Origin of the sequence: Thermomonas brevis, from assembly GCF_014395425.1 — a bacterium.
GTDB classification, from domain to species: Bacteria; Pseudomonadota; Gammaproteobacteria; order Xanthomonadales; family Xanthomonadaceae; genus Thermomonas; species Thermomonas brevis.
Genome location: NZ_CP060711.1, coordinates 858,676 through 884,344 on the forward strand (window position 1 = coordinate 858,676; position 25,669 = coordinate 884,344).

The following is a 25,669-nucleotide window of genomic DNA, read 5'->3' on the forward strand; positions in this document are numbered from 1 at the left end:
CGCTTACAGCTTCAGCGTGCGTTCGACCGATTCGACATCGCCCACCGCGCAATTCGTCGACAAGGGCTATACCGGCACCGTCCAGAACCCCAGCCTGAGCCTTGCCGCCAACGCCGGCACCGCCATCCAGGGCGCGGCGTTCACGCAGACCCTGACCACCAACGGCGGCGTGGCGCCCTATACCTACCTGCTTGAGACCGGCAGTTTCCCGGCCGGCATCAGCATCTCCGGCACCGGCATCATCAGCGGCACCACGTCGGCGGCACCCGGCAACTACCCCGTCACCCTCCGCGTCACCGATGCCAGCACCGGCCCGGGCAGCTATTTCGAGGTCGAGAACTTCACCCTCACGGTCAGTCCGCCGCCCAGCGTCTCGATCGCGGTGGCACCGGCCAGCGTGTCGGAAGACGGCGCGACCAACCTGGTCTACACCGTCACCCGCAGCCTCAACCTGAGTTCGCCGACGGTGGTAAACATCACCACGAGCGGCACCGCGACGGCGGGCACCGACTACACCGGCGGCGTGCCGACCGTCACCATCCCGGCCGGCGCCACCACTGCCACCATCGTCATCGATCCGGTCGCCGACGGCACCGTCGAATCCAACGAAACCGTCATCCTGACCGTCGCCGCCGGCACCGGCTACACCGTCGGCGCGCCGAGCAGCGCCACCGGCACCATCCTCAACGACGACGTGCCGACCGCATCCATCGCGGTCGCGCCGGCCTCGGTCGCCGAAGACGGCGCCACCAACCTGGTCTATACCGTCACCCTGAACCAGGCCGCATTCAGCGCGACCTCGATCAACTTCACGGTCAGCGGGTCGGCCACGTCCGGCACCGACTATGCGGCGGCGACCTCGCCGCTGACCATTCCCGCCGGCAGCACCACCGGCACCATCACGATCGACCCGACCGCCGATGCCACCATCGAGGCGGACGAGACGGTCACCATCACCCTGAACGCAGGCGCCGGCTACATCGTGGGCGTGCCGAACAGCGCCACCGGCACCATCCTCAACGACGACCTGCCCAACCTGTCGATCAACGACGTCAGCGCCAGCGAAGGCGACGCCGGCACCACCAACTTCACCTTCACGGTGAGCCTGAGCGCGCCGGCCGGTCCGGGCGGCGCGAGCTTCGACATCGCCACCGCCAACGGCACCGCCACGGCGGGCGTCGACTATGCCGCGCAAAGCCTGACCAGCCAGACCATTCCGGCCGGCAGCAGCACCTACACGTTCACCGCGACCGTCAATGGCGACACGCTGAACGAGCCGAGCGAGACGTTCTTCGTCAACGTGACCAACGTCACCGGCGCGACCGTGGTCGACGGCCAGGGCATCGGCACCATCGTCAACGACGATCCGCAGCCGAGCCTGTCGATCAACGATGCGAGCGTGGTCGAAGGCAATAGCGGCACCGTCAACGCCACCTTCACGGTGACGCTCAGCGCGGCCAGCGGCCAGACCGTGACGGTCAACTACGCGACCGCCGACGGCACCGCCACCTCCGGCAGCGACTACACCGCCGCCAGCGGCACCCTGACGTTCACCCCCGGCCAGACCACGCGGACGATCACCGTCGCCGTGCTGGGCGAAACCGTGCCGGAAGCGAACGAGACGTTCTTCCTGAACCTCAGCGGCGCGACCAACGCCACCATCGCCGACAACCAAGGCGTCGGCACCATCACCAACGACGACGTACCGGTGACGGTCAGCCCCGGAGGCGGAGCCCTGCCGGGCGGCACCGTGGCGACGGCCTACAGCCAGACCTTCACTGCCAGCGGCGGCGTCACGCCCTATTCCTTCGCGGTGACCGCCGGCACGTTGCCGACGGGTCTGACCCTGTCGATAGGCGGCACGCTTTCCGGCACCCCGACGGCGGGCGGCACCTTCAACTTCACCGTGACCGCGACCGACGCCAGCCCGTTCCCGGGCCCCTTCAGCGGCAACCAGGCGTACAGCATCACCATCGACGCGCCGACGATTTCCCTGCCGGCCGCCACCTTGGCAGGCGGCACGCTGGGTGCGGCCTATTCGGACGGCATCGCGCCGGCGTCGGGCGGCACCGCGCCGTACGCCTACGCGGTCACCGCGGGCGCGCTGCCGGGCGGGCTTTCCCTGAATGGTTCGACCGGCGCCATCACCGGCACGCCGTCGGCGCTGGGCACGTTCAACTTCAGCGTCACCGCGACCGACAGCAGCACCGGCACCGGGCCCTACACCGCCACGCAGGCCTACGCCATCACCGTCATCGACGTGCCGCCGGTGGCGAACCCGGTCAGCGCGACGGTCGCCTATGACAGCAGCGCCAATCCGGTCACGCTGAACATCACCGGCGGCGCCCCGACTTCGGTCGCGATCGGCACCGCACCAGCGCACGGCACCGCGATCGCCAGCGGCACCACGGTCACCTACACGCCGACCGCCGGCTATGCCGGCCCGGACAGCTTCACCTACACGGCAACCAACACCGGCGGCACGTCGGCGCCGGCAACGGTGACCGTCACGGTGAACGACGCGACGATCACCATCACGGCTTCCGGCGGCTTCGCCGCCACCACGGCCGTGCCGTATTCGCAGACGTTCACCTTCAACGGCGGCGCACAGCCCTGGAGCGGCTACCAGGTCACCAACCTGCCCGCGGGCCTGGCGATCACCGGCACCACCGCGAATACCGTGACCGTCTCCGGCACCCCGACCCAGGCCGGCACGTTCAACCTCAACGTGTCCGCCACCGACAGCAGCACCGGCAACGGCCCGTACACGGTCGGCGAGTCCTTCGTGCTGACCGTCGCCGCCCCGACCCTGGCGATCTCCCCCGCCAGCGCCACCTTCAATCCGCCGTACGGCGCGCCGTATTCGCAGGCCTTCACGGCCAGCGGCGGCACCGGCCCGTACACCTACGCGGCCAGCGGCTCGCTGCCGCCGGGCGTCACCCTTAGCGGCGATACGCTGTCCGGCACGCCGACCGCACCCGGCAACTACAGCTTCTCGATCACCGCCACCGACACCGGTTCGACCGGCACGGGTTCGCCGTTCACCGTCACCGGCAACTACACGATCAACGTCGCGACGCCGCTCATCGTGGTGGACCCCACCTCCCTACCGAATCCGTCGACAGGTACCGCCTACAGCCAGACCATCAGCGCCAGCGGCGGCGTCGCGCCGTACAGCTTCGCGGTGACTGCCGGCGCGCTGCCGGCCGGGCTGACCCTCGCCACCGACGGCACGCTGTCCGGCACCAGCAACACGGTGGGCACGTTCAACTTCACCGTGACCGCCACCGACCACAATGGCCAGACCGGCAGCCGCGCCTACACGCTGACCCTCGCCGCGCCGACGCTCACGCTGACGCCGACCTCCGGCACGCTGACCGCGTCCTACGGCGCGCCGTATTCGCAGGCGTTCACCGCAGCGGGCGGCTCGGGCAGCTTCAGCTACGTTCTGACCGGCACCCTGCCGGCCGGGTTGAGCTTCAGCGGCAATACCGTCTCCGGCACCCCGACCGCGCCCGGCAGCTATCCGGTCACCGTCACCGCCACCGATACCGTGCTGACCGGCACCGGCGCGCCGTTCTCGATCGCGCAGAACTACACGATCGATGTGCCCGCACCGACCGTCGTGGTCGCTCCGGCCACGCTGCCCGATCCGACCCCGGCCGTGGCCTACAGTCAGACCATCAGCGCCAGCGGCGGCGTCGCGCCCTACACCTTCGCGGTGACCGCCGGCGCGCTGCCGGCCGGGCTGACCCTTGCCGCCGATGGCACCCTCTCCGGCACCAGCAACGCGGTGGGCACGTTCAACTTCACCGTGACCGCTACCGACGACCACGGCCAGACCGGCAGCCGTGCCTACGCGCTGACCCTCGCCGCGCCGACGCTGACGCTGACGCCCGCCGCCGGCACACTGACCGCGTCCTACGGCGCGCCGTACTCGCAGGCGTTCACCGCCTCGGGCGGCTCGGGCAACTTCAGCTACGTGCTGACCGGCGCCCTGCCGGCCGGGTTGAGCTTCAGCGGCAATACCGTCTCCGGCACCCCGACCGCGCCCGGCAGCTACCCGGTCACGGTCACCGCCACCGACACCACGCTCACCGGCACCGGTGCGCCGTTCTCGATCGCGCAGAACTACACGATCAACGTACCGGCGCCGACCGTCGTGGTCGCTCCCACCACGCTGCCCGATCCGACCGCGTCCGTGGCCTACAGCGAGACGATCAGTGCCAGCGGCGGCGTCGCGCCCTACACCTTCGCGGTGACTGCCGGCGCGCTGCCGAGCGGCATCACGTTGGCATCCAACGGCACGCTGTCCGGCACCAGCAACACGGTGGGCACGTTCAACTTCACCGTGACCGCCACCGACGACCACGGCCAGACCGGCAGCCATGCCTACACGCTGACCCTCGCCGCGCCGACGCTGACGCTGACGCCCGCCGCCGGCACACTGACCGCGTCCTACGGTGCGCCGTACTCGCAGGCATTCACCGCGGCAGGCGGCTCGGGCAACTTCAGCTACGTGCTGACCGGCCCCCTGCCGGCCGGGTTGAGCTTCAGCGGCAACACTGTCTCCGGCACGCCGACCGCACCCGGCAGCTATCCGGTCACGATCACCGCCACCGATACCGTGCTGACCGGCACCGGCGCGCCGTTCTCGATCACGCAGAACTACACGATCGACGTGCCCGCACCGACCATCACCGTCGATCCGGCCACGCTGCCGGGCACCACGGCGGGCCTGGCCTACACCCAGGCGATCAGCGCCAGCGGCGGCGTCGCGCCCTACGCCTTCGCGGTGACCGCCGGCGCGCTGCCGGACGGCCTGACCATCGCCGCCGACGGCACGCTCTCCGGCACCACCACCACGTCGGGCACGTTCAACTTCACCGTGACCGCCACCGACCACAACGGCCAGACCGGCAGCCGCGCCTACGCCGTCGTGGTGGCGGTGCCGACGCTCGTGGTCACTCCAGCCACGCTGCCGTCCGGCATCGCCGGCAGCGCCTACAGCCAGACGCTGACGATCAGCGGCGGCATCGCGCCGTACACGGTCGTCGCCAGCGGCGCGCTGCCGACCGGAATCGCGTTCGATTCCGCCACGCTGACCTACAGCGGCACGCCGACGCAGTCGGGCACGTTCAACGTCAGCGTGACCGTTACCGACAGCACCGGCGGCACCGCGGCGACCGCGACCAACAGCTATACGCTGACCATCGCCGCGCCGACGCTCACGCTGACGCCCGCGACGGTGCCGGCCGGCACCGCCGGCGTGGCCTATGCGCAGACGTTCGTCGCCAGCGGCGGCATCGCGCCGTACGCCTACACGGTGTCGGCAGGCGCGCTGCCCGCGGGCGTGACGCTGGATGCCGCCACCGGCGCGCTGTCCGGCACGCCCACCGTGGCCGGCAGCTTCGGCTTCAGCGTCACCGCCACCGACAGCACCACCGGCACCGCCGGTTCGATCACGCAGACGTACACGCTGGAAGTGTCGGCGCCGACGATCACGCTGACGCCCGAAACCCTGCCGGCGGGCACCTTCATGGTCGCCTACGCGCAGCAGCTGACGGCGACCGGCGGCACCGCGCCCTACCACTACGCGGTGACCACCGGCGCGCTGCCGGCGGGCATCACGCTGGACCAGGACGGGCGGCTTTCGGGTTCGCCGGAGGCGGCAGGCACCTTCGCCTTCACCGTCACCGCGACCGACGCGCTGCACTTCACCGGCAACCGCGCCTACTCGCTGGTGGTCGCGCAGCGTCCGGACCCGTCGCAGGATCCCGAGGTCCGCGGGTTGATCAACGCCCAGGCCGAGGCGGCTCGCCGCTTCGCCAACACGCAGGTCAACAACTTCCAGCAGCGCATGCAACGGCTGCACGGCCACGGCAACGCTTCCGGGTTCAGCAACTCGCTGTCGATGGCCTCGCGCCAGGCATGCGTCCCGGGGACGGACATCGCGCCCGGCAACAACCGCTGCGACATGCAGCGCCAGCAGCCGTTCGACGCCAACGGCGCCGCGCCCGGCGATGGAAATGCGACAGACTCCGGCGCGTCCTCCAGCGTATCCACGGCCTTCGGTACGTGGGCGGCGGGCATGCTCCGCTCCGGCAGCCTCGACAGCCGCGGCGCCACCTCCGAGCTGACGTTCGAAACGGACGGCGTGTCCGCCGGCGCCGACTACCGGATCAGCGACCGCGTCGTGCTCGGCATGGGCGTCGGCTACGGCCGCGACCGCACCCACGTCGGCGACAACGGCACCCGCAGCGACGCCAGGGCCTACACCCTGGCCGGCTACGCCAGCGTCAGCCCGGGCGAGCGCTTCTTCATCGACACGGTGCTCGGCTATCAGACGCTGGACTTCGACCTGCGCCGCCACGTGACGGCGGACGGCAGCACGGCCGCCGGCTCGCGCGACGGCTCGCAGTGGTTCGGTTCGGTCTCGGCCGGCGCGGACCTCGCGTTCCGGAACCTGCAGGTCACGCCGTACCTGCGGCTGGATATCGCCCAAGGCGAACTGGACGGCTATGCCGAGCAGGCGGACGCACCGAACGCGCTGACCTACGGGAAGATGGACGTGGAGAGCACCACCGGCAACGCGGGCGTGCGGTTCGACTGGCGCCGGCAGACCGCGTGGGGCTCGATCTCGCCGCAGCTGAAGGCCGAGTACCAGCACGACTTCAGCGGCAGCGGGACGGCCACCGTGCAGTACAGCGACCTGCTGCAGATGCCGTTCTACCGCACCACCCTGGAGGGCTATGCGCGCAACCGCTGGATCCTCGGCGCCGGCCTGCAATTCAACTGGGGCACCGGCTGGGGCCTGCGCGTGGACTATCGCGCGCAGATGGGCGGAGACTCGAGCGACCACGGCGTGGAGTTCCACCTGGACGCGCAGTTCTGACGCCCGCTCCAGCGAACGGCCGGATGCGTCCCAGCGGGCGCATCCGGCAAGTACAGGCCCGGGGCAACCCGGGCTTGTGCGTTTCAGGAGGACGGCTGCGCCTGCCATGCCGCCCACAGGCGACACGACGCGCCGGATGCGGGTGATGACGCGGCGCGTTCGCAGCGCATTGCGGACGCCGCATGCCACACTCCGACGCCCCTGACGGAGAGAAGCCGATGCCCCGCGCGCCATCGTTCAACGCTCGCCCGCCCGGCAACAGTGGAACCACCCTCATCGCGCTCAGCCCGCTGGCCGGCATCGCCTTCAGCGGAAGCGCTGGCGCATCCACCCTGATGCTGGCCGATCCGTCGTGGCACATCGCAGGCATGCGGCAGCCCGAGTTCGCGACGGAACCCGGCATCGCCCGTCACGACACGGCGCAAGGATCGAAGCGATGAGCCTGGAATGGATCGGCGCCCTCGCCGCCACCTGCACCACCCTGTCGTTCGTCCCGCAGGCGGTGAAGACCATCCGCAGCCGCGACACCCGCGGGATTTCGCTGCTGATGTACGCGACGTTCACGTTCGGCATCGCGTGCTGGTTCGGCTACGGGCTGGTGCTGCACTCGTGGCCGATGATCGTGTCGAACGCGGTCACCTTCGTGCTGTCGGCGACGATCCTGGCGCTGAAGCTGAAGCACGGTTGAGCGCGAACGCCGCATACAGCCACCAGCCGAACCACACCAAGAACGCCAGCCGCTGCGCCAGCCCCACCCACGCCCCGACCGGCGCCAGCACCGCCAGCACCAACACCAGCGCGCCGGCCAGCAGGCAGGCGACGGCGAAGCTCGCGCCACGCCGCGCACCGACGGCCAGCAGCGCCATCGCCGGCACGAACGCGATCCACCAGATCATCCACGCCAGCGCATGCAGCCGGCTGGCATCGCCGTCCAGCTCGCGCGCGTCCAGCGGCAGCGCGCCCTGCATGGCGAACGCCAGCGCCGACAGCTGCGCCAGGGTCAGCCCGATCCGCGCCGTCCAGCCCCGCGCCGCCAGCGTTGGCCGCAGCGCATGCGATGCCAGCAGCAGCGCGATTCCCGGCAACAGGAACGCGGCGGCGTTGAACGGCATGGCGCCCGGCAATCCGGCCGCGCCGCGCAGCGCGACCGGGTGGAGGCGGTGCGAGTATTCGGGCAGGCCGGCGCCGGCCAGCAGCAGCGCCAGCGCGAACGACGCCAGCGCCAGCAGGACCAGCGGCACCGCCGCGCGCCTCATCGGCAGGTCTCCGCGAAACGGGTCTTGAGGAACGCCTCCATCTTCGGGAACTCGTCCAGCGGCTCGGCGTGGCCGCCCTGCACCACCAGATGCTCGGCATGGTGACGGAAGCCATGCGCCTGCAACCGCCGCATCATCGCGTCGCCCATCTCCTTCGACGGCCACATCTCGTCCTGCGCCGCGGACACGAACAGCACCGGGCCGTTGATCCGCTCCACCGGGATCGCCGCGCGCGCCATCGCCGCCTCGTCGCGCATCATCGTCTCGAACGCGGCGCGCAGGTCGCGGGTGAACAGGTACGGCGTCGCGCTCCAGGTCATCGGCACGAACGGCAGCGGCTTGTCGTGGAAGGAGAAGCCCGCCGTGGTCATCGCGTCGGTCAGCGCCGGGAACACCGCGCTGCCCGGCACGATGGCGACCACCGCCTTGATGTCCGGGTAATGGCTGGCCAGCAGCAGCGCCAGCTCGGCACCGCGCGAACCGCCGATCACCGCGATGCAGCGGCCGTCCACGCGCGGATCGCGGGCGACTCGTTCGATGGCCGCGTGCACGCCGTCCAGCGAGATGCGGTCCAGATGCTCCGGCGAATGCGGCGTGCCGAAATAGCCGACCGCCAGCATCGCGTAGCCCTGGTCGAGGAAGCGCTCGCGCTGCTTCTTCCAGGTCTTCGTCGCCCACGCGTTGCCGCCCTCGCCGCCGCCGAGGCCGACGATCAGCGGATGCCGGCCACCCTCGCGGGCGAACAGTTCCGCATCCACCTGCCCGTGCCGCGCCGGCAGCGTCTTCGTGTCGAAGCGCGCGACCACCCACCACAGGTACGCCGCCAGCAACAGCGCCAGCGCGACCACGACGCCCAGCGCCCACTTCAGGAACCGTAAGAACCCGTTCGCGCGTTTGCTCACTTCGGTCTGCTCCATTGGAAGACGTCCTCGATGCGCACGCCGAGCGCGTCGGCGATGCGGAAGCCCAGTTCCAGCGACGGCGCGTAGCGCCCCGCCTCCAGCGCGATGATGGTTTGCCGGGTGACCCCGCAGGCGTCGGCCAGCGCCTGCTGGGTCATCTCGCCGCGCTCGAAGCGCAGGCGGCGGATCTCGTTGGCGATCGAAGTGCCGGTCATGCCGGCGCCCGGCGATCGCACCAGTAGCGGTAGGTCCTGACCGCGCCGTTCACCGCCACGGACACGGCGATGCACAGCAGCAGGTACAGTTCCAGCCAGCCGTGCGGACGCAAGCGCAGATAGTCGGCGAAGCCGGTTGCCCGGATCAGCGTCCCCGACACGAACACCATCAGGATCAGCGCGAAATACCCGGCCTCCATGCCTGCCGCCTTGATCTGCCGGTCGCGCTCGTCCTCCAGCGGCCCGTTGCCGTATTTCTGGATCGCCATCGAGCCCAGCAACAGCGCCGCGAACAGCTTGGCGACGTTGTCGCGCATGCCGCCCAGCGCGCCTTCCGAAGCCGCGGCGCCCGGCGCGAGGAACAGTTCCCACGCCAGATACACGGCGCCGGTCAGCGCCACCGCCAGCATCACCAGACCGATCTTTTCCTGCTTGCTCATTCCCGCATCGCCTCCGGGCACCGCGTGCCCTTCCGATTGCCTCGACATGCGCCGGCTGCGCTCACTGCCTGTCGCGGCGATAAAGCACCGCCACCGTCAGATGCCCCGTGAGGTTGGCGACGACCACGCCCAGCAACAGCAGGCCGGGAATCGCGCAATCGTTCGCCGACAACGCCCCGCGCCCGGCATCGAAGGACAGCGCCAGCGCCAGCAGCGCGAACCAGCAGGAGGCGGCGATGCGGAAGGCGCGGTCGGCCTGCGCGCGGATCGCGGCATCGCGCTCGTCCTCCATTGTCTCGCCGCGCCTGCGCTCGTCCGCCGCCGCGCGCAAGCGGAAGCCGAACGTCAGCGGCAGCGCGATCAACGTTGCGACGACGGCGATTTCGCGCCCGCCGAGAATCGCGCCGAACGTGAGGTACAGCGCCATGCCCGCGAACATCGCGACCATCCGCCACGCGAAGCGTTCGCCGAACGCCTGCGCATCGGAGCGGGCCAGTCTCCGCCCCAGGAGATTCATGCCTGCGCTCCGCGGCGGTCGCGCCAGTACAGGATCGCCGCCACCAGCTGGTCCAGCCACAGCCCCACCAGCAGCGCCAGCATCAGCATCTGCGCGATGAAGGGATAGCTGAACTGGCGCAGCCGCTCGGTGTCGGAAAAGCCCAGCATCACCGCAATGGCAATGACGCAGACCGCGGTGGCGCAGCGCGCCCACTGGCTGGCGACCAGTTCGATCCGTGCGTCGCGCTCGTCGGCCAGCACCTTGCCGGCCCAGCGCTGCTTCAGCACGTGCGAAAGCACCAGCCACGCCACGAACAGGGTGCCGATGGAGCGGCCGGCCGCGCTGACCTCCGGGTTGCGGCCAATCGGCACCTCCGGCAGGAACAGGTGCGCCTTGAGCAGGCTGGCCGCGATCACCGCGCCGACGAAGGCCACGCCGATCCAGGCCTGCCATTCGCCGGGCGCAACCTGCGCCTCCTCCTCGCTCTGCGGGACGTCGTGCAGCCGGGCCACGGAAAACCACACCGCCGCGACGAACAGGAACGTGCCCAGCCATCCCACCGGGAAGGGAATGTCGCGGTAGTCGCCGCTGAAGAACAGCGCCAGCCCGACGCCGGCCAGCAGCAGCCAGGCGACGAAGCGGGTACGCGGGGACAGGCCAGCCATCGTGTCATCTCCAGCGGACTAAATGTAATGTTCAATTTACATTGACGACCCGCGATGTCAACTATTTTTTACATCGGCTTGCGAATGCGCCCTTCGTCGCCATCTACTGGGGCATGTTCCCGCCCCTTGATGCCATGACCGACACCGCCCACCCCCACGTGTTCGACGCCACCGCCGCCCGCTTCGAGGAGGAGGTGATCCGCAAGTCGCTGGAGACGCCCGTGCTGGTGGACTTCTGGGCCACCTGGTGCGCGCCGTGCAAGACGCTGGGGCCGATCTTGGAGAAGCTCGCCGCCGAGTACCACGGCGCGTTCGCGGTCGCCAAGGTCGACGTGGACAAGGAGCAGGAGCTGGCCGCCGCGTTCCAGATCCGCTCGGTGCCGACGATGGTGCTGTTCAAGGACGGCCAGATGCTGGGCGCGATTCCCGGCGCGCTGCCGGAAGGCCAGCTGCGCGAGATGCTGGCGCAGGTGGGCATCGAGCCCGCCGCCGCGCCTGCGGAAGAGTCCGTGCCCGAAGCCGCCGCGCCGGTCGATCCGCACGAGGACGTGATGCGCCTGCGCAAGGCCATCGAGGCCGAGCCGGACAAGGACGAGCTGAAGCTCGACCTGGCGCTGGCGCTGCTGCAGACCGGCGCCGCGGTCGAGGCCGAACAGCTGCTGGACAGGCTGCCGGCCAACCTCGCCACCGACGACCGCACGATCAAGGCGCGCGCGCGGCTCGGCTTCGCCGCCCTGCTCAAGGACGCGCCGCCGGCCGAAACGCTGGAAGCCGCCATCGCCGCCGATCCGGGCGACCTGCGCGCGCGCCACCTGCTCGGCGTGCGCCAGCTGGTGGCCGGCGACGCCGAGGCCGGGCTGGCGCAGTTCATCGAGATGCTGCGCCGCGACCGCAGCTACGGCGACGGGCTGGCGCGCAAGTCGCTGATCGACGCGTTCCGCGTGGTCGAGGACGAAGACCTGGTGGGCCGCGTGCGCCGGCAGATGTCGGCGCTGCTGCTGGTCTGACCGTGCGGGCCGGCCTGTTCCGCCACGGGATCAACCTGTGGCCGCCGTTCCTGTTCGCCGGCATCCACCTCGCCGAACTGTCGGACGATTACCGGCATGCGCGGGTCGAGCTGCGCATGCGGCCGTGGAACCGCAACTACGTCGGCACCCACTTCGGCGGCAGCCTGTTCGCGATGACCGACCCGTTCTGGATGCTGATGGTGCTGCACCACCTCGGGCGCGACCACTACGTCTGGGACAAGGCCGGCGAGATCGAGTTCGTGAAACCCGGCCGCGGCGTCGTGCAGACCGCCTTCGCGCTGGACGACGGCGTGCTGGACGGGCTGCGCGCCGAGGCCGCGGACGGCGGCAAGGTGCTGCGCTGGTTCGACAACGCCGTCGTGGACGCGCAGGGCGAGGTGGTGGCGCGCGTGCGCAAGCAGCTCTACGTGCGCCGCAAACCGGAACGCTGAAGCGTTCCATCCCGCGGCGTCTCCGTCGTATGCTCGGTGCGGGCCAAGGGAACGACGGCGCAGTGACGGACAAGACCAATCCCAGCATCCAGGGCTATCGCATCCTGCGGGTCATCGGCCAGGGCGGCATGTCCACGGTCTATCTGGCCGAGCAGGAATCGCTGGGCCGCAAGGTCGCGCTGAAGGTGATGCTGGCCGACGTGCTGGCCGACGAGGTGAGCCGCGCGCGCTTCGAGAACGAGGCGCGCACCATTGCCCGGCTCGAACATCCCAACATCGTCGGCATCTTCGAGGTCGGCCGCACGTCCGACGGCCTGCCCTTCTATTCGATGCCCTACCTGTCGCGCGGCCACCTGGCCCAGCGCCGGCTGGCCGGCGACCAGCCGAAGGTGGCGTCGATCCTGCGCAGCCTGCTGCAGGCGCTGGACTACGCGCACGTGCGCGGCGTGGTGCATCGCGACGTGAAGGCGGAGAACGTGCTGTTCGACGACGCCGACCGGCCGATGCTGGCCGACTTCGGCATCGCCCTGCGGCGCGGCAGCAACCCGCGCCTGACCACCGCCGGGCTGGCGGTGGGCAGCACCGCCTACATGCCGCCGGAGCAGGCGCGCGGGCAGGACGTGGACCGCCGCGCCGATCTCTACAGCATCGGCGTACTGGCCTGGGAAATGCTGGTCGGCCGGCTGCCGTACAACGCCGGCGATGCGCTGTCGATGGCGCTGCGGCACGTGCAGGAACCGATCCCGCGCCTGCCGCCGGCGCTGAAGCAGTGGCAGGGCTTCATCGACAAGGCAATGGCGAAGCGGCCGGAGCAGCGCTTCGCCAGCGCCCAGGAAATGGTGGATGCGCTGGACGCGCTGGAGCGCCGCAGCAGCCGTTCGTTCGCCGCGGTGGAAGTGCCGACGGCGTGGATGCAGGAAGCCCCGCCGGCGTCGCCGCGCCCGCGCTGGCTGCCGCTCGGCGCGGGCGCCGCCGTGCTGGCCGCGCTCGGCATCGGCCTTGCCTATGTCGCGACCCGCGACGATGCGTCGCCGCCACCCGCGCCCGCCGTTGCCGCCACCACCACGGCTCCGACGCCGCCCGCCGCGCCCGGCTACGACGAGGCGCAATCCCTTCCGGGCGAGGCGATCGTCAGCGGCGGCAGCGTGGCCGCCTACGTCGCCAACGCCGAGCAGCAGCTGCGCGACGGGCGCCTGCTGGCGCCGCGCAACGCCAACGCCTGGGACAGCCTGGACGCGGCGTGGCGCACCAACCCGACCCATCCCGACACCCTGCGCCTGACCGCTGCGCTGTTCGACGCGCTGAACGCCGCCTCGGAGCGCGCGCTGCGCGCGGGCGACGTCGCCGGCGCGCGCATCACCTTCCAGCGCGCGCAGCAGCTGGACGAACGGCGCGGCGGCACCGGCGCGTCCGTGGCGCTGCTGCGCAAGCGCTTGGCCGACGCGCTCGACCAGCGCCTGACCGGCCTGCTGGCGAAGCCGGACACCCGCCCTGCTGCTGCCGCGCTGCTCGCCGACATCGCCTGGCTGGACCTCGATCCCGCGCGCGAACGCGCCCTACGGACGCGGGTGGGAACGCTTGCCGACAACAGGACGGCCACCGCCGCGGCCACTGCGCCGACCGCGGCCGTGCCCATCGAAATCGTCGCCGTCACCCGTGCGGATTACGCTCGCTTCGCCAGCGCCAGCGGCCGCGCCGCCGCGGAATGCGGCAAGGGCTTCCTCGGCCGCAAGCTGAAGTGGAACAACACCGGCAGCGACCGCAAGCCGGTGGTCTGCGTGTCCGCCGCCGACGCGCTGGCCTACGCCGCCTGGATCGGCGCGCAGGACGGCCGCCACTACCGCCTGCCCAGCGCCGGCGAGCTGCGCGCGCATCCCGCGCCGGCCGCCGGCTGGCTGACGCTGTGCGCCGACCGCAACTGCGGCACCCGCATGGTCAGCGACCGGCCGAAGCCGCTGGACGCCTCACGCGGCTACGACGACATCGGCCTCCTGCTCGCGCGCGCCCGCTGACGCCTCGTCGCGCAGCCGGAAGCGCGCCACCAGCTCGTTCAGCGACCGCGCCTGCTCGGCCATCGCGCACGCCGTCGCGCTGGCCTCCTCCACCAGCGCCGCGTTCTGCTGGGTCGCGCCGTCGAGCTGGGTGATGGTCTGGTTGACCACGCCCACGCCCATCGCCTGTTCGTCCGTGGCGGCGCTGATTTCCGCGACCAGCGCGGACACCTTGCCGACCTCGGCGACCAGTTCGCGGATCGTGCCGCCGGCCTCGCGCACCTGCCGTGCGCCCTGGTCGACGGTCTGCACCGAATCCTCGATCAGCGCCTTGATCTCCTTCGCCGACGCCGCCGAGCGCTGCGCCAGCGTGCGCACCTCGCCCGCCACCACCGCGAAGCCGCGTCCCTGCTCGCCGGCGCGCGCCGCCTCCACCGCCGCGTTGAGTGCGAGCAGATTGGTCTGGAAGGCGATGCCGTCGATCACCCCGACGATCTCCTCGATCCGGTGCGAGGCGCGGGTGATGCGCTGCATGGTGTCCACCGCGCCCGCCACCACCTCGCCGCCGCGCCCGGCGATCGCCGTCACCCCTTCCGCCAGCACCCGCGCGTTGCGCGCGCTGGCCGCGTTGTTCTCCACGGTCGAGGCCAGTTCGTGCATCGACGAAGCGGTCTTTTCGAGGCTGATCGCCTGTTGCTCGGTGCGGATCGACAGGTCGTCGTTGCCGCTGGAAATCTCGGCCGCCGCCATGCCGATCACGCCCACCGCCTCCTGGATCTGGCCGACCATGTCCGCCAGCCGGTCCATGGTGTCGTTGACGCATTCGGCAATGCCGCCGAACGCGCCCTGCAGGCCCGCGTCGGCGCGGCCGGTCAGGTCGCCCTGCGCCAGTCCCTGCAACACCAGCCGGATGCCCTCGAAGGCCGCGTTGATGCCGTTGAGCATGGCGTTGAGGTCGCGCGCCAGCGCCAGGTGGAAACCCTGCTTGCCGTGCTCGCCGATGCGGCGGTCGAGCTCGCCGCGCACCGCGCCGGTCACCAGCTGGCCGATTTCGCGCTCGATCGACAGTTCATCGGTGCGGTCCCGCCATTCGGCCACGTAGCCGAGCAGCTTGCCCTGCTCGTTGCGCACCGGCGTGACCGTGGTGTCGAACGTCATCGCGCCCAGCGCCAGCGTTTCGACGTGCGCGGCGGTCAGGCCGCCCAGCCGGCTCCGCCACTGCGCCGGCTCCGGGTGCAGGTCCTCCAGGCTGGAGCCCACCACGCGCTCGGCGCCGAACCCCGGCAGCGCCTGCGCGATCGCGGCTTCCGCGCCGCCGAACATCGCCAGCATGGCGCGGTTGGCGAACACCACCTTGCGGTTCGAATCCGCGACCAGGATGCTGGCGGTCGCGGAGGCCATCGCCTCGCGGGTCATCGCCCGCTCGCGGCGCAGGTCCTCGACCTGGAAGCCGAGCCGGATCTGCATCGACTTGATGCCCAGCAGGATGCTGCCAACCTCGTCGCTGCGCGAGGTGTCGATGCCGCCGGTGAACACGTCGCCGGCGATCTCGCGCAGCGCGCGCCGGGCGTCGTCACAGCGGCCGACCACGTCGCGCGACAGCCAGCGCGCCGAATACAGGGCGAAGCCGAGCCCGGCGCAGAGCAGCGCCCAGTCGGCGATGCCGGCACCGCCTGCGCGCAGCAACAGCGCCGCCGCCAGCGCGGGCCCGAACAGGGCAAACAGGTACAGGCGCGCGGTCAGCGGCAGCTTCCAGAGCGGATTCAGCCGCTCGGCCAGCGGCACCGGTTGCACGCGGCCGTTGCGGATCGCCACGTTCTTCAGTGTGCCGGCGCGCAGCTGCGCGTAGGCGCGCTCGGCTTCGGCCACGCGCTCGCGCGAAGGCTTGCGCCGCACCGACATGTAGCCGGTGACCTTGCCGGCCTGGTCGAGGATCGGGGTGACGTGCGCGTCCACCCAGTAGTGGTCGCCGTTCTTGCAGCGGTTCTTGACCAGCCCCATCCACGGCTGCCCGGCCTGGATGCGCAGCCACAGGTCGGCGAACGCCGCCGCCGGCATGTCCGGATGGCGGATGACGTTGTGCTGCCGCCCGATCAGCTCGGCCTCGCCGTAGCCGCTGATCTCGCAGAAATATTCGTTGACGTAGGTGACGATGCCGCGCAGGTCGGTGCAGGAGACGATCAGCTCACCGTCGCGGAACGGGATTTCCACGCCGGTCACCGGCTGTTCCAGCAGTTCCTTCCGCGACAGCGATCCGCTGGCGCGGCGCGGAGGAGGCAGGACGGAGTCCACGGCATCGACATCGGGAGACGCGATCATCAACCTGCTCCTCGGCAAGTAGGTCGCCGCGGCCGACGGCCCCGGCGTCGGCAATGGGGAAGGGTCAGCCGCAGCTGCCGCAACAGGTGGTGCCTTCGGCATGCTCCGGCGCCAGGGTGGCCGGGTAGCCGGCGGCGCGCAGGGCGTCGCTGATGTCGTTCTCCTTCAGGCTGCTTTCCACCAGCAGCCGGCCGCGGCCGATGTTGGCGGTGATCTTGGCCTGCGGGTCCAGCGCGTGCACGGCGAAGGCGATGGAACGGGCGGTGGTCTCGTCAACGAGGCCGAGGACGTCGAACAGCATGGGGAAACTCCGTCATGGCACATGCGCAGCGCGCGGTGGTGCCATGATCGGGAGGCGGCGACGGCGGCGCCTTGACCGGAATCAATCAGGCGGCGGCGGGAATTCCGGATTCGACGCTCACGCCGTGCCGGCGGCCTGCTCGCGCAGCTGCGCGGCGCGGTCATGGCCCAGGTAGCGGTGGATGCCGGCGCGGGCCAGGTACAGCAGCGGGATCAGCGCGATGGCCGCCAGCATCTTGTAGCAGTAATTGAGCGTGCCGACGGCCAGGAACAGCGAGGTCGGCCAGTGCTGCGGGCCGATCACGAAGGCGATGTACAGCACCACGAAGCTGTCCACCAGCTGCGACACCGCGGTGGAGCCGGTGGCGCGCAGCCAGGCGTGGCGCTCGCCGGTGCGGCGGCGGATGTGGTGGAACACGTGGATGTCGATCAGCTGGCCGATCAGGAACGCGACCAGCGAGCCCACGGTGATCCACATGCCCTGGCCGAAGATCGCGGCGAAGGCGGCCTGATAGTCGGGCACGCCCTGCTCCTTCGCCGCGCCCACCCACCACGTCGCCGGCGCGAGGTGGATGGCGATGTAGGCGAACAGGAAGCCGTAGGCCACCAGCCCGGCGGCCAGCCAGCTGATCATCCGCACGCCGCGCTTGCCGAAGTACTCGTTGACCGTGTCGGTCATGATGAACACGATCGGCCAGATCACCGTGCCGGCGGTGAAATCGAGCGTGCCGCTCTGGCCGAGCAGGTTCCAGTGCAGCGGGGCGATGCCCAGCGTGCCTTCCAGCGCGAAGATCTTGACCCCGATGAACTCCGCCAGCACCGCGTTGGCGCAGAAGAACGCCGCCAGCGCGACGAACAGCCGGACCGCGCGGTCGTCGAGCTGCCGCATTCTCAGGACGCCGTCGCCGGCGGCGGCGATGGCGGCGCGAACGGGATGCTGTCCGGCGCCACCGCGCCGCCGCTGATGATGAAGCTCATCGCCTGGTCCACCGTCCAGTCGGTGGGCGTGATCTTCTCCATCGGCACGATCTCCAGGTAGCCGGAGGTCGGGTTGGGCGTGGTCGGCACGTACACCGCCGCCAGTTCGCGGCCAGTGCCGATCTCGCGCATGACGCGGGTGACGAAGCCCAGCGTCTTCATCTCGTTGTGCGGGAAGTCGATCAGCACCACCCGCTGGGTGCCGTCCGGCTTGGTCTGCAGGATGTCCAGCAGCTTGCGCGCACTGCCGTAGATGGTGCTGGCCAGCGGGATGCGCGCCACCAGCGCCTCGAACCAGCGCAGCAAGGTCTGCCCGACCACGCGCCGGGCCAGCCAGCCGGCCAGCAGGATCGCGCCGACGGTGGCGACCATCGCGATCGCGTTCTTCACCCACGGCTCCACCAGCCAGCCGAAGGTGCGCGGATTGCCGGCGGCGATGCCCTGCAGGCCGGGCTCGATCAGCGGCTGGCTGAGGCCGCCCAGCAGCACGAAAACGAACTTCACCACCACCCAGGTCAGCCACAGCGGCAGCAGAGTGAGCAGGCCGGTCAGGAACAGGCGCTGCAGGCGTTGGCCGAATGAAGGAGATGCGGACATGCGCGCATTCTAGGGGAGCGCGGGCGGGTAGAGGCGAAGTCTGCCAGCCGCCGCCGGAGCGCGGCCTTCGACCTGGTCAGCCGTCCAGCGTCCCGTCGCCGGCCAAGTCCGCCAGCGCGACCACGCGGTCGCGGCCCTGCTGCTTGGCGCGGTACAGCGCGGCATCCGCGCCGCGCACCAGCTGCTCCACCCGAGCGCCGGCGTCGGCATGCACGCCGACGCTGACCGTCACCTCGCCCGCCGCCGCAGCCGCATGCATCGCCCGCGCCTTCACCGCCGCGCGGATGCGTTCGGCCACTTCCAGCGCCGCCGCCGGCCCGGAGTGCCGCAGCAGGACCGTGAATTCGTCGCCGCCGGCGCGCTCGAACAGGTCGTCCGCGCGCAGCTGCTCGCGCACCGTTTCGGCCAGGCGGCGCAGGGTGTCGTCGCCAGCGGCGTGGCCGTGGCGGTCGTTGATGGCCTTGAAGCGGTCGATGTCGAGGCTGATCGCGGCGTCGGGCGCCGCGCCGGCGGCCAGCGGATGCGCGCGCGAGCGCAGCGCGTCCTCGACGCCGCGCCGGTTCAGCGCGCCTGTCAGCGGATCGGTCATCGCGCTGCGGCGCAGGCCCTCGGCGGCGCGGAAGCTGGCCAGCATCAGCATGCAGAAATTGAGCATGAACCAGATCGAGACGTCCACGCTGACCCAGATCTCGCCGAAGCCGAAGTGTCCGCGCGACCAGCCGGGCACCACGCTGCCGTACAGCACGAACAGCACCGCGCAGCACGCCACCATCAGCCGGGCCGGCACGCGTTCGGGCCGGTTGCGCAGGGCCAGCAGGTGCCAGCCCATCAGCAGGAACGCGCCCAGTTCGACGATGGTCAGCGCCACCGTCTGCGCATCGCGCCCGCCGCCGCCGATCCAGACCGCCAGCGACAGCGCCGCGCCCGCCGGCACCAATCCGAGTTCCCACTGGCGCAGCGGCCGCTGCCGCACGAACCCGATCACCGCCACCGCCAGCCCGGCCATGCCGGCGCAGGCCAGCATCACTCCGCCGTGCATGACCGCCACGGCCAGGCCGGGATGCCCCGCGCCGGCCACGATCGGCGCGATCGCGTCCAGCACGGTGGCGCCGGTGGTGTAGGCGAAATGCGCCGCGCCCCAGGCGGCCACGCCGCGCACGTCGCGCGACAGCCGGGCCACGTAGGCGAACAGGGCCAGCAGCGCCGACGCCAGCAGCAGATCCATCAACAGCGCTTGGTAAACCCCGTCGTCCAGCGGCTGCATCCATGTCCTCCTTGGCCTGCCCGGAGCATAGAACATCGCCCCGCTCCCGCCACCGGTCTTCACGTTGCCCGCACCCGCCCGCGGCGCGACAATACGCGGATGTCCAGTGCAAGCATCGATGCTTCCCGCTACCCCCGGCTGTCGCGGATCGACAGCCCGGCCGACCTGCGCCAGCTGCCGGAATCCGACGTGCGCGCGGTCGCCGACGAACTGCGCGCCTTCCTGATCGAATCGGTGGGCAAGTCCGGCGGGCATTTCGGCGCGGGCCTGGGCGTGGTGGAGCTGACCACCGTCCTGCACTACCTGTACGACACGCCGGACGACCGCATCGTCTGGGACGTGGGCCACCAGTGCTACCCGCACAAGATCCTGACAGGTCGTCGCGACCGCATCCACACGGTCAAGCAGAAGGACGGCGTGGCGCCGTTCCCCAAGCGCGAGGAGTCCGAGTACGACACCTTCGGCGTCGGCCATTCCTCGACCTCGATCTCGGCCGCGCTGGGCATGGCGATCGCCAACGCCCGCGCCGGCAACGACCGCCGGGTGGTGGCGGTGATCGGCGACGGCGCGATGACCGCGGGCATGGCCTGGGAAGCGCTGGGCCACGCCGGCGGCATGGACGAGGACCCCGATCTGCTGGTGATCCTCAACGACAACCGCATGTCGATCAGCGAGGCGGTGGGCGGGCTGACCAAGATGCTCGGCCGGATGAGCGGCAACCGCACCCTCAACGCGATCCGCGAGGGCGGCAAGAAGCTGCTCGGCGACAAGAAAAAGAGCCCGCCGGCGCGCTTCGTCAAGCGCTGGGAGGAACACTGGAAGGGCATGTTCGTGCCGTCCACCCTGTTCGAGCAGATGGGCTTCCACTACACCGGCCCCATCGACGGCCACGACACCGACGCGCTGCTGGCGACGCTGAAGACGCTCAGGGGCCTGAAGGGCCCGCAGCTGCTGCACGTCATCACCACCAAGGGCAAGGGCTACGAGCTGGCCGAGGGCGACCAGATCGGCTACCACGCGGTCAGCCCGTTCGATCCCGAGAAGGGCGTGGTGTCCAAGCCGGGCGCCGCGAAGAAGCCCACCTATACCGACGTGTTCGGCGACTGGCTCTGCGACATGGCCGCCGCCGACCCGAAGCTGCTCGGCATCACCCCGGCGATGCGCGAAGGCTCCGGCCTGGTGCGCTTCAGCCAGGAATATCCGCAGCGCTATTTCGACGTCGCCATCGCCGAGCAGCACGCGGTCACGCTGGCCGCCGGCATGGCCTGCGAGGGCGACAAGCCGGTGGTCGCGATCTACTCCACCTTCCTGCAGCGCGCCTACGACCAGCTGGTGCACGACGTGGCGATCCAGAACCTGGACGTGCTGTTCGCCATCGACCGCGGCGGCGTGGTCGGCCCGGACGGCGCCACCCACGCCGGCAACCTCGACCTCAGCTACCTGCGCTGCGTGCCGAACATGCTGGTGATGGCGCCCGCCGACGAGAACGAATGCCGGCAGATGCTCAGCACCGGCTTCCGGCACGAAGGCCCGGCCGCCGTGCGCTACCCGCGCGGCACCGGCCCCGGCGTGGCGGTGCGGCCGACGCTGGACACGCTGCCGGTCGGCAAGGCGGAAATCCGCCGGCAGGGCGCGCGCCTCGCCCTGCTCGCTTTCGGCGCGCTGGTGCCGGCGGCGCAGCAGGTCGGCGAGGAACTCGGCCTGAGCGTGGTCAACATGCGCTTCGTCAAGCCGCTGGATCGCGCGCTGATCCTGGAACTGGCGAAGACCCACGAGGGCTTCGTCACCCTGGAAGACAACGTGGTGGCCGGCGGCGCCGGCAGCGGCGTGGCCGAGCTGCTGGCCGACGCCGGCATCGCCCTGCCGATCCTGCACCTCGGCCTGCCCGATGCGTTCCAGCACCACGCCAGCCGCGAAGACCTGCTGGCGGAAGCCGGGCTGGACGTCGCCGGTATCCGCGCGGCGGTGCTCAGGCGCTGGCCCCGGCTCGCCGCGCAGGCGACGGACGCGGCGCGCAGCGCCTGAGACACACGCGCCGGCGATTCATTCGTCCGGCGCGATCACCGTGTAGCCCTTCGCCTCCAGCGCGGCCAAATAGCCGTTCGACCCCAGCAGGTCGTTGAGGTTGAGCAGGGCGAAGCTGACCGTGTTCTTGTCCAGCGCCGCGTCGACGGCGGCCAGCCACTTCGCGCGCACTTTCTGCTGCGCGTTGCCGTACCCCAACCGCTTGCCGATGCCGGTTTCGGAGATCGCGCTTTCGCACGCCTCCCACTGCTCGGCCGGCGGCAGCGCGCGCAGGGCGGCCATGTCGCCGGTGGCCCAGGCGTTGGCGCGCGCGCGCATGGTGCCGATGTCGGTTTCGACCAGCCGCATGGAGTTGTCGAAGCAGGCCATGTCATCCATGGTGGTCTTCGACCATTCCTTGAGCAGCGGCTTGACGTCGGTGACGGTGATGGTTTCCTTCACCACCGTCACCGTCGGATGGTGCGCTTCGATCGCCGCGCTCACCACCGGCCAGGCCAGATCGTGCGTGTCCAGCCCGTTCTTCTTCATCGCCGCCACGTACAGCTCCTGCGCGGCGAACAGCGGGCGGCGCTTCTCGACGCCGCCGTCGCTGCCGATATAGCGCTCCTTCAGCGCCAGCCAGCGCGCGTAGGAGGCCGGCGACACCACGTCCTTCAGCTTCTTGTCGTCCGGATTGTTGCGCACGCCCAGCAGCTTCGGCATCAGCATCAGGCCCTTGAAGAATCCGACTTTGGCGTCGATGTCCACCCCGCGCATGCGGATCACTTCCTGCGCCTGCGCCAGCACCTGCTGCACCTGCGCGGACTGCCACTGCATCTTCGCGGGCAGCGGGCGCAGCGTGCCGAGGATGTAGAGGTCGTGGTTGCCCTTGCGCACCAGCCACAGGCCGGGACCGGGCTGCTCACCCTCGACGACGATGGTGGCCTCGGTGCGGATGCCGTCCGCCGGCGGCGCGGCCTGCTGCGCCTGCAGCGGCATCGACATGCAACCCACCGCAACCGCAACCGCCAGCATCGCGTTCCGCATCCGTCCGTCTCCGTGGTCCGTCGTCAGGGCGGCAGTGTGACGGCATCCGCGCGCGAAAGTTCAACCGACGGCTGAATCCGTGGGATGCTTTCGCCATCGCCGCCGAGGAGGAACTGCGCCATGGCCATCCGTGTGGTTCGCCTGGGAACGCCGCGCGCGAAGGGAGAAGGGTTGCGCATCGGCACCGTGCGGCGGCCGCCGCGCGGCGTGCCGAAATCCGAGTTCGCCAAGCGCGATTTCCACGACATCTGGCTGCCCACCGTGGCGCCCAGCCAGGAGGCGATGGACATCGCCCATGCCGCGACCACGCCGGCGCAGTGGCAGGCGTTCCTGCGCCGCTACCGCAGCGAGATGAAGCGGCCGGACGCCGCGCACGCGATCGAGCTGCTGGCGGCGATGTCGCACGCCAGCGACTTCAGCGTGGGCTGCTACTGCGAGGACGAGGCGCACTGCCACCGCCACGAGCTGCGCAAGCTGCTGCTCGCTGCCGGCGCGGTGATCGCGAACTAGCCGCGCCGCTTCAGTCCTGCGAGCGCGCCACCGCCTGCTTCGCGCCGGCCGCCGCGTCGGCGATCCGCCACAGGTAGAAGCTGGCGTAGCTGCGGTACGGCCCCCAGCGTTCGCCGCGCGCGGCCAGTTCCTTCGGCGCCGGCATCGCCTCCGCCTTGTCCACCGCCTGCGCGCCCTTGCGGATGCCGAGGTCGTCGATCGGCAGTACGTCGGGGCGGCCGAGGCGGAACATCAGCATCATCTCCACCGTCCAGCGGCCGATGCCGCGCACCGGCACCAGCGCGGCGACGATGGCGTCGTCGCTCATCGCCGCCATCCGCCGCAGGGTCGGGATTTCGCCCGCTTCCTCGCGCCGCGCCAGGTCGCGCAGCGCCAGCATCTTGTTGCCGGACACGCCGCAGCCGCGCAGCGCGGCATCGTCGATGCGCGCCAGCGTGTCGCAGTGGAAGCGGTCGCTGGCGATGGCGGTTTCGACGCGGCCGACAATGGTCGCCGCCGCCTTGCCGCTGAGCTGCTGGTAGAGGATGGCGCGGGCCAGGGCATCCACTGGATCGAACGGCTTGCGCCAGCGCGGATCGGCCTCGATCGGCCCGAGCCGGCGCATCCACGCGCCCAGCTTGCGGTCGCGCCTGCACAGGTGCGCGAACGCCTCGTCGGTATCGAATCCCCTCGCCTGCTTCGGCATTGCCCCGTCTCCGTCAGCCGCGCAGGCGGTCGTAGGCATGCAGCAGCCAGCCGGCGATCATCAGCGCGCCGCCGAACGGCGCCAGCATCGGCGACAGCCCCAGCAGCGCCGCCGCCAGCAGGCTGCCGCAGAACAGGAACGCGCCGGCCAGCAGCATCGCCAGCGCCAGCAGTCCTGCGAGGCGTTGCGCCAGCGGCGCCAGCGCGGTCAGCGCCAGGCCGTGCGCGAAGGCGAACACCGCCGCCTGCAGCATCCGCCCCTGCGCGGCCGGCTCCGCCGCATGCATGGCGTAGGCGGACAGGGCCACGGAGAGTCCGGCGAGCAGGCTGCCGATGGCGGCGAGGTAGCGTCGCAGGACGACGAAGGCGGGCGTGCCGTGTGCGTTCATCCGGGCATTGTGCCAACAACGGCGCCCGCCGCAAATGCAGACGCCGCGTCGGAACGCGGCGTCTGCGGGTATCGCGATGGCTTGCGCGGTGCGTTTACTTCACCGGCCAGTACACGTCGAACTCGCCGTTTTCGGTGAAGGCGCCGGTCACGCCGGACTTGTAGTCCTCGAACGCGCGGTCCTTCACTTCGTAGCCGTGGGTGGCCGCCCAGGCGCGCAGCGCGTTGCGGACGTTCTCCAGTTCGGCCATGTAGCCGGTGTAGGACGCGGTGGCGGCCTTCGACGCCGGCGCCTGCACGTACTGCACGGGACCCTGCGTCGCGACCTTGCCGACCGCGCCGCCGTCCTTCTTGCGCACGGGCTGGACCACGTCGAAGGTGTAGGTTTCGCGGCCGAGGTCGGTGGTGACGATGCGCACCGGGCCCACCGCTTCCAGGCCGTTGGCGTCGATCACGCGCTTGATCCACTCGCTGTTGGCGGCGATCGAGGACTGGATCTGCGTGTTGCCGCGCTCCACCGCGCCGGCGTTGACGAACAGCAGGTCCTCGGCGGGACGCTCGACCACCTTCGGGGTGGTCATCTTGCTGTCCTTCACCGCGTAGTCGACGTTCGGCACCGAGGCCAGCATGTTGACCAGGCGGGTCAGGCCCATCTTCATGTCGTCGCCGACGTGGCGGGTGACGTACAGGCCGGCGTAGCGGCCCAGCAGGTTCCAGCCGTAGTCGACGTCGTAGGTCTGGGTGATCTCGACGTTGCGGTTGTTGCGGCCGGTCGGCTTGAAGGTGAACTCGGTACGCTTGTTCTCGCCGCGCTCGACGTTGTCGATCTTGAAGGCGATCTTCTCGCGCGGCACGCTCTCGGTGATCTCCCACGAACCCTGGCCCAGGCCGTGCTCCTTCGAGTCGTAGTCGAGGCGGGCGCCGACGCCTTCCTCGGGACCGGACAGGGTCATCTGCATGCGCGGGTCGCGCAGGGACAGCGTGTTCCAGTCCTTGAAGCGGCGGAAGCTGTTGAGGGTGTCGAACACGATGGTGAGCTTGCGGTTGGTTTCCGTCTTTTCCACCAGGTGGCGGGAAGACGGCAGCACCAGGCCAACGACCAGGTACAGCGCCACGACGATCGCAAGGGAAATCAGGATCTCGAGCAAACGAGTCATTCAGGAATCTCCGGAAAGGCCGCCAGCGGCCTTGAGCCGCACAGACCCGCCATCCTAGCAAACTGGAGCCGGCAACGGCGAGGGGCGGGCCGGCAAAAA

At 70.6% G+C, this 25,669-nt stretch carries 22 protein-coding genes and 2 pseudogenes; 9 read left to right on the plus strand and 15 right to left on the minus strand.

Annotated elements, in window-relative coordinates; genetic code table 11:
- Positions 1 to 16 precede the first annotated feature (16 nt).
- The 4 genes and pseudogenes from H9L17_RS16280 to H9L17_RS03975 all read left to right on the plus strand — a co-directional run.
- Positions 17 to 2,992, plus strand: a pseudogene (locus H9L17_RS16280) (beta strand repeat-containing protein); the annotation flags it as partial.
- Positions 2,993 to 3,145: 153 nt separating this feature from the next.
- Positions 3,146 to 6,895: pseudogene (locus H9L17_RS16285) on the plus strand (putative Ig domain-containing protein); the annotation flags it as partial.
- A 218-nt stretch (positions 6,896 to 7,113) separates the two neighbouring features.
- Entirely contained in the window at positions 7,114 to 7,335 is a 222-nt protein-coding gene (locus H9L17_RS03970; protein WP_187571065.1) for a hypothetical protein, read from the plus strand.
- Positions 7,332 to 7,583, plus strand: a complete 252-nt coding sequence (locus H9L17_RS03975; protein ID WP_187571066.1) for a SemiSWEET transporter — start codon at positions 7,332 to 7,334, stop codon at positions 7,581 to 7,583. Before H9L17_RS03970 ends, H9L17_RS03975 begins: the two co-directional genes overlap by 4 nt.
- On the opposite strand, the gene H9L17_RS03980 is transcribed toward H9L17_RS03975, so the two are convergent.
- The 6 genes from H9L17_RS03980 to H9L17_RS04005 all read right to left on the minus strand — a co-directional run bounded on the left by H9L17_RS03980 (position 7,531) and on the right by H9L17_RS04005 (position 10,872).
- Positions 7,531 to 8,151 (minus strand): DUF998 domain-containing protein, encoded by a 621-nt coding sequence (locus H9L17_RS03980; protein ID WP_187571067.1) that lies wholly within the window; start codon positions 8,149 to 8,151, stop codon positions 7,531 to 7,533. The genes H9L17_RS03975 and H9L17_RS03980 overlap by 53 nt on opposite strands.
- Positions 8,148 to 9,068: an alpha/beta fold hydrolase gene (locus tag H9L17_RS03985; protein ID WP_187571068.1), complete on the minus strand. Its 921-nt coding sequence runs from the start codon at positions 9,066 to 9,068 to the stop codon at positions 8,148 to 8,150. Before H9L17_RS03985 ends, H9L17_RS03980 begins: the two co-directional genes overlap by 4 nt.
- Positions 9,050 to 9,268 (minus strand): helix-turn-helix transcriptional regulator, encoded by a 219-nt coding sequence (locus H9L17_RS03990; RefSeq protein ID WP_187571069.1) that lies wholly within the window; start codon positions 9,266 to 9,268, stop codon positions 9,050 to 9,052. Before H9L17_RS03990 ends, H9L17_RS03985 begins: the two co-directional genes overlap by 19 nt.
- Positions 9,265 to 9,708: a hypothetical protein gene (locus H9L17_RS03995; RefSeq protein WP_187571070.1), complete on the minus strand. Its 444-nt coding sequence runs from the start codon at positions 9,706 to 9,708 to the stop codon at positions 9,265 to 9,267. The genes H9L17_RS03990 and H9L17_RS03995 overlap by 4 nt, the downstream gene beginning before the upstream one ends.
- A gap of 61 nt (positions 9,709 to 9,769) precedes the next feature.
- The gene (locus H9L17_RS04000) at positions 9,770 to 10,225 is read right to left on the minus strand and encodes a hypothetical protein (RefSeq protein WP_187571071.1); all 456 of its coding nucleotides are present in this window, start codon (positions 10,223 to 10,225) and stop codon (positions 9,770 to 9,772) included.
- Complete coding sequence (locus H9L17_RS04005) at positions 10,222 to 10,872, minus strand: hypothetical protein (protein ID WP_187571072.1); 651 nt, start codon at positions 10,870 to 10,872, stop codon at positions 10,222 to 10,224. Before H9L17_RS04005 ends, H9L17_RS04000 begins: the two co-directional genes overlap by 4 nt.
- A 134-nt stretch (positions 10,873 to 11,006) precedes the next feature.
- On the opposite strand from H9L17_RS04005, the gene trxA reads away from it, so the two are divergent.
- The 3 genes from trxA to H9L17_RS04020 all read left to right on the plus strand — a co-directional run bounded on the left by trxA (position 11,007) and on the right by H9L17_RS04020 (position 14,343).
- On the plus strand, positions 11,007 to 11,879 hold the full coding sequence (gene trxA / locus H9L17_RS04010) for a thioredoxin (protein WP_187571073.1): 873 nt from the start codon (positions 11,007 to 11,009) through the stop codon (positions 11,877 to 11,879).
- A 2-nt stretch (positions 11,880 to 11,881) separates the two neighbouring features.
- Positions 11,882 to 12,331 carry a DUF4442 domain-containing protein gene (locus H9L17_RS04015; RefSeq protein ID WP_187571074.1) on the plus strand — a complete coding sequence of 150 codons (450 nt, stop codon included), beginning with the start codon at positions 11,882 to 11,884 and terminating at the stop codon, positions 12,329 to 12,331.
- A 62-nt stretch (positions 12,332 to 12,393) separates the two neighbouring features.
- A complete protein-coding gene (locus H9L17_RS04020) occupies positions 12,394 to 14,343 on the plus strand; it encodes a serine/threonine-protein kinase (protein ID WP_187571075.1) in 1,950 nt (649 codons plus the stop codon).
- Here the strand turns inward: H9L17_RS04020 and H9L17_RS04025 are convergent.
- The 5 genes from H9L17_RS04025 to H9L17_RS04045 form a co-directional block, all read right to left on the minus strand.
- Complete coding sequence (locus H9L17_RS04025; protein ID WP_187571076.1) at positions 14,296 to 16,641, minus strand: methyl-accepting chemotaxis protein; 2,346 nt, start codon at positions 16,639 to 16,641, stop codon at positions 14,296 to 14,298. The two genes, H9L17_RS04020 and H9L17_RS04025, sit on opposite strands and share 48 nt — an antisense overlap.
- 64 nt (positions 16,642 to 16,705) lie before the next feature.
- Positions 16,706 to 16,942, minus strand: coding sequence for a hypothetical protein (locus H9L17_RS04030; RefSeq protein ID WP_187571077.1), 237 nt, complete (start codon positions 16,940 to 16,942; stop codon positions 16,706 to 16,708).
- Between the two features lie 117 nt (positions 16,943 to 17,059).
- Positions 17,060 to 17,830: a queuosine precursor transporter gene (locus tag H9L17_RS04035; RefSeq protein WP_187571078.1), complete on the minus strand. Its 771-nt coding sequence runs from the start codon at positions 17,828 to 17,830 to the stop codon at positions 17,060 to 17,062.
- Positions 17,831 to 17,832: 2 nt separating this feature from the next.
- A complete protein-coding gene (locus H9L17_RS04040; protein WP_187571079.1) occupies positions 17,833 to 18,516 on the minus strand; it encodes a DUF502 domain-containing protein in 684 nt (227 codons plus the stop codon).
- 76 nt (positions 18,517 to 18,592) lie between these two features.
- On the minus strand, positions 18,593 to 19,780 hold the full coding sequence (locus H9L17_RS04045) for a GGDEF domain-containing protein (protein WP_187571080.1): 1,188 nt from the start codon (positions 19,778 to 19,780) through the stop codon (positions 18,593 to 18,595).
- Between the two features lie 99 nt (positions 19,781 to 19,879).
- On the opposite strand from H9L17_RS04045, the gene dxs reads away from it, so the two are divergent.
- Positions 19,880 to 21,805 (plus strand): 1-deoxy-D-xylulose-5-phosphate synthase, encoded by a 1,926-nt coding sequence (gene dxs / locus H9L17_RS04050; RefSeq protein ID WP_187571081.1) that lies wholly within the window; start codon positions 19,880 to 19,882, stop codon positions 21,803 to 21,805.
- 18 nt (positions 21,806 to 21,823) lie between these two features.
- Here dxs and H9L17_RS04055 read toward each other — a convergent pair whose 3' ends face one another.
- On the minus strand, positions 21,824 to 22,831 hold the full coding sequence (locus H9L17_RS04055) for a TraB/GumN family protein (protein WP_187571082.1): 1,008 nt from the start codon (positions 22,829 to 22,831) through the stop codon (positions 21,824 to 21,826).
- Positions 22,832 to 22,951: 120 nt separating this feature from the next.
- Between H9L17_RS04055 and H9L17_RS04060 the strand changes: the two genes are divergently transcribed.
- The gene (locus H9L17_RS04060; protein ID WP_187571083.1) at positions 22,952 to 23,341 is read left to right on the plus strand and encodes a DUF488 domain-containing protein; all 390 of its coding nucleotides are present in this window, start codon (positions 22,952 to 22,954) and stop codon (positions 23,339 to 23,341) included.
- 10 nt (positions 23,342 to 23,351) lie between these two features.
- Here H9L17_RS04060 and H9L17_RS04065 read toward each other — a convergent pair whose 3' ends face one another.
- The 3 genes from H9L17_RS04065 to H9L17_RS04075 form a co-directional block, all read right to left on the minus strand.
- Positions 23,352 to 24,026: a DNA-3-methyladenine glycosylase family protein gene (locus H9L17_RS04065; protein ID WP_187571084.1), complete on the minus strand. Its 675-nt coding sequence runs from the start codon at positions 24,024 to 24,026 to the stop codon at positions 23,352 to 23,354.
- A 13-nt stretch (positions 24,027 to 24,039) separates the two neighbouring features.
- Positions 24,040 to 24,414, minus strand: coding sequence for a DUF423 domain-containing protein (locus H9L17_RS04070; RefSeq protein ID WP_187571085.1), 375 nt, complete (start codon positions 24,412 to 24,414; stop codon positions 24,040 to 24,042).
- Positions 24,415 to 24,508: 94 nt separating this feature from the next.
- Complete coding sequence (locus H9L17_RS04075; protein ID WP_187571086.1) at positions 24,509 to 25,570, minus strand: GyrI-like domain-containing protein; 1,062 nt, start codon at positions 25,568 to 25,570, stop codon at positions 24,509 to 24,511.
- Between the last annotated feature and the right edge of the window lie 99 nt (positions 25,571 to 25,669).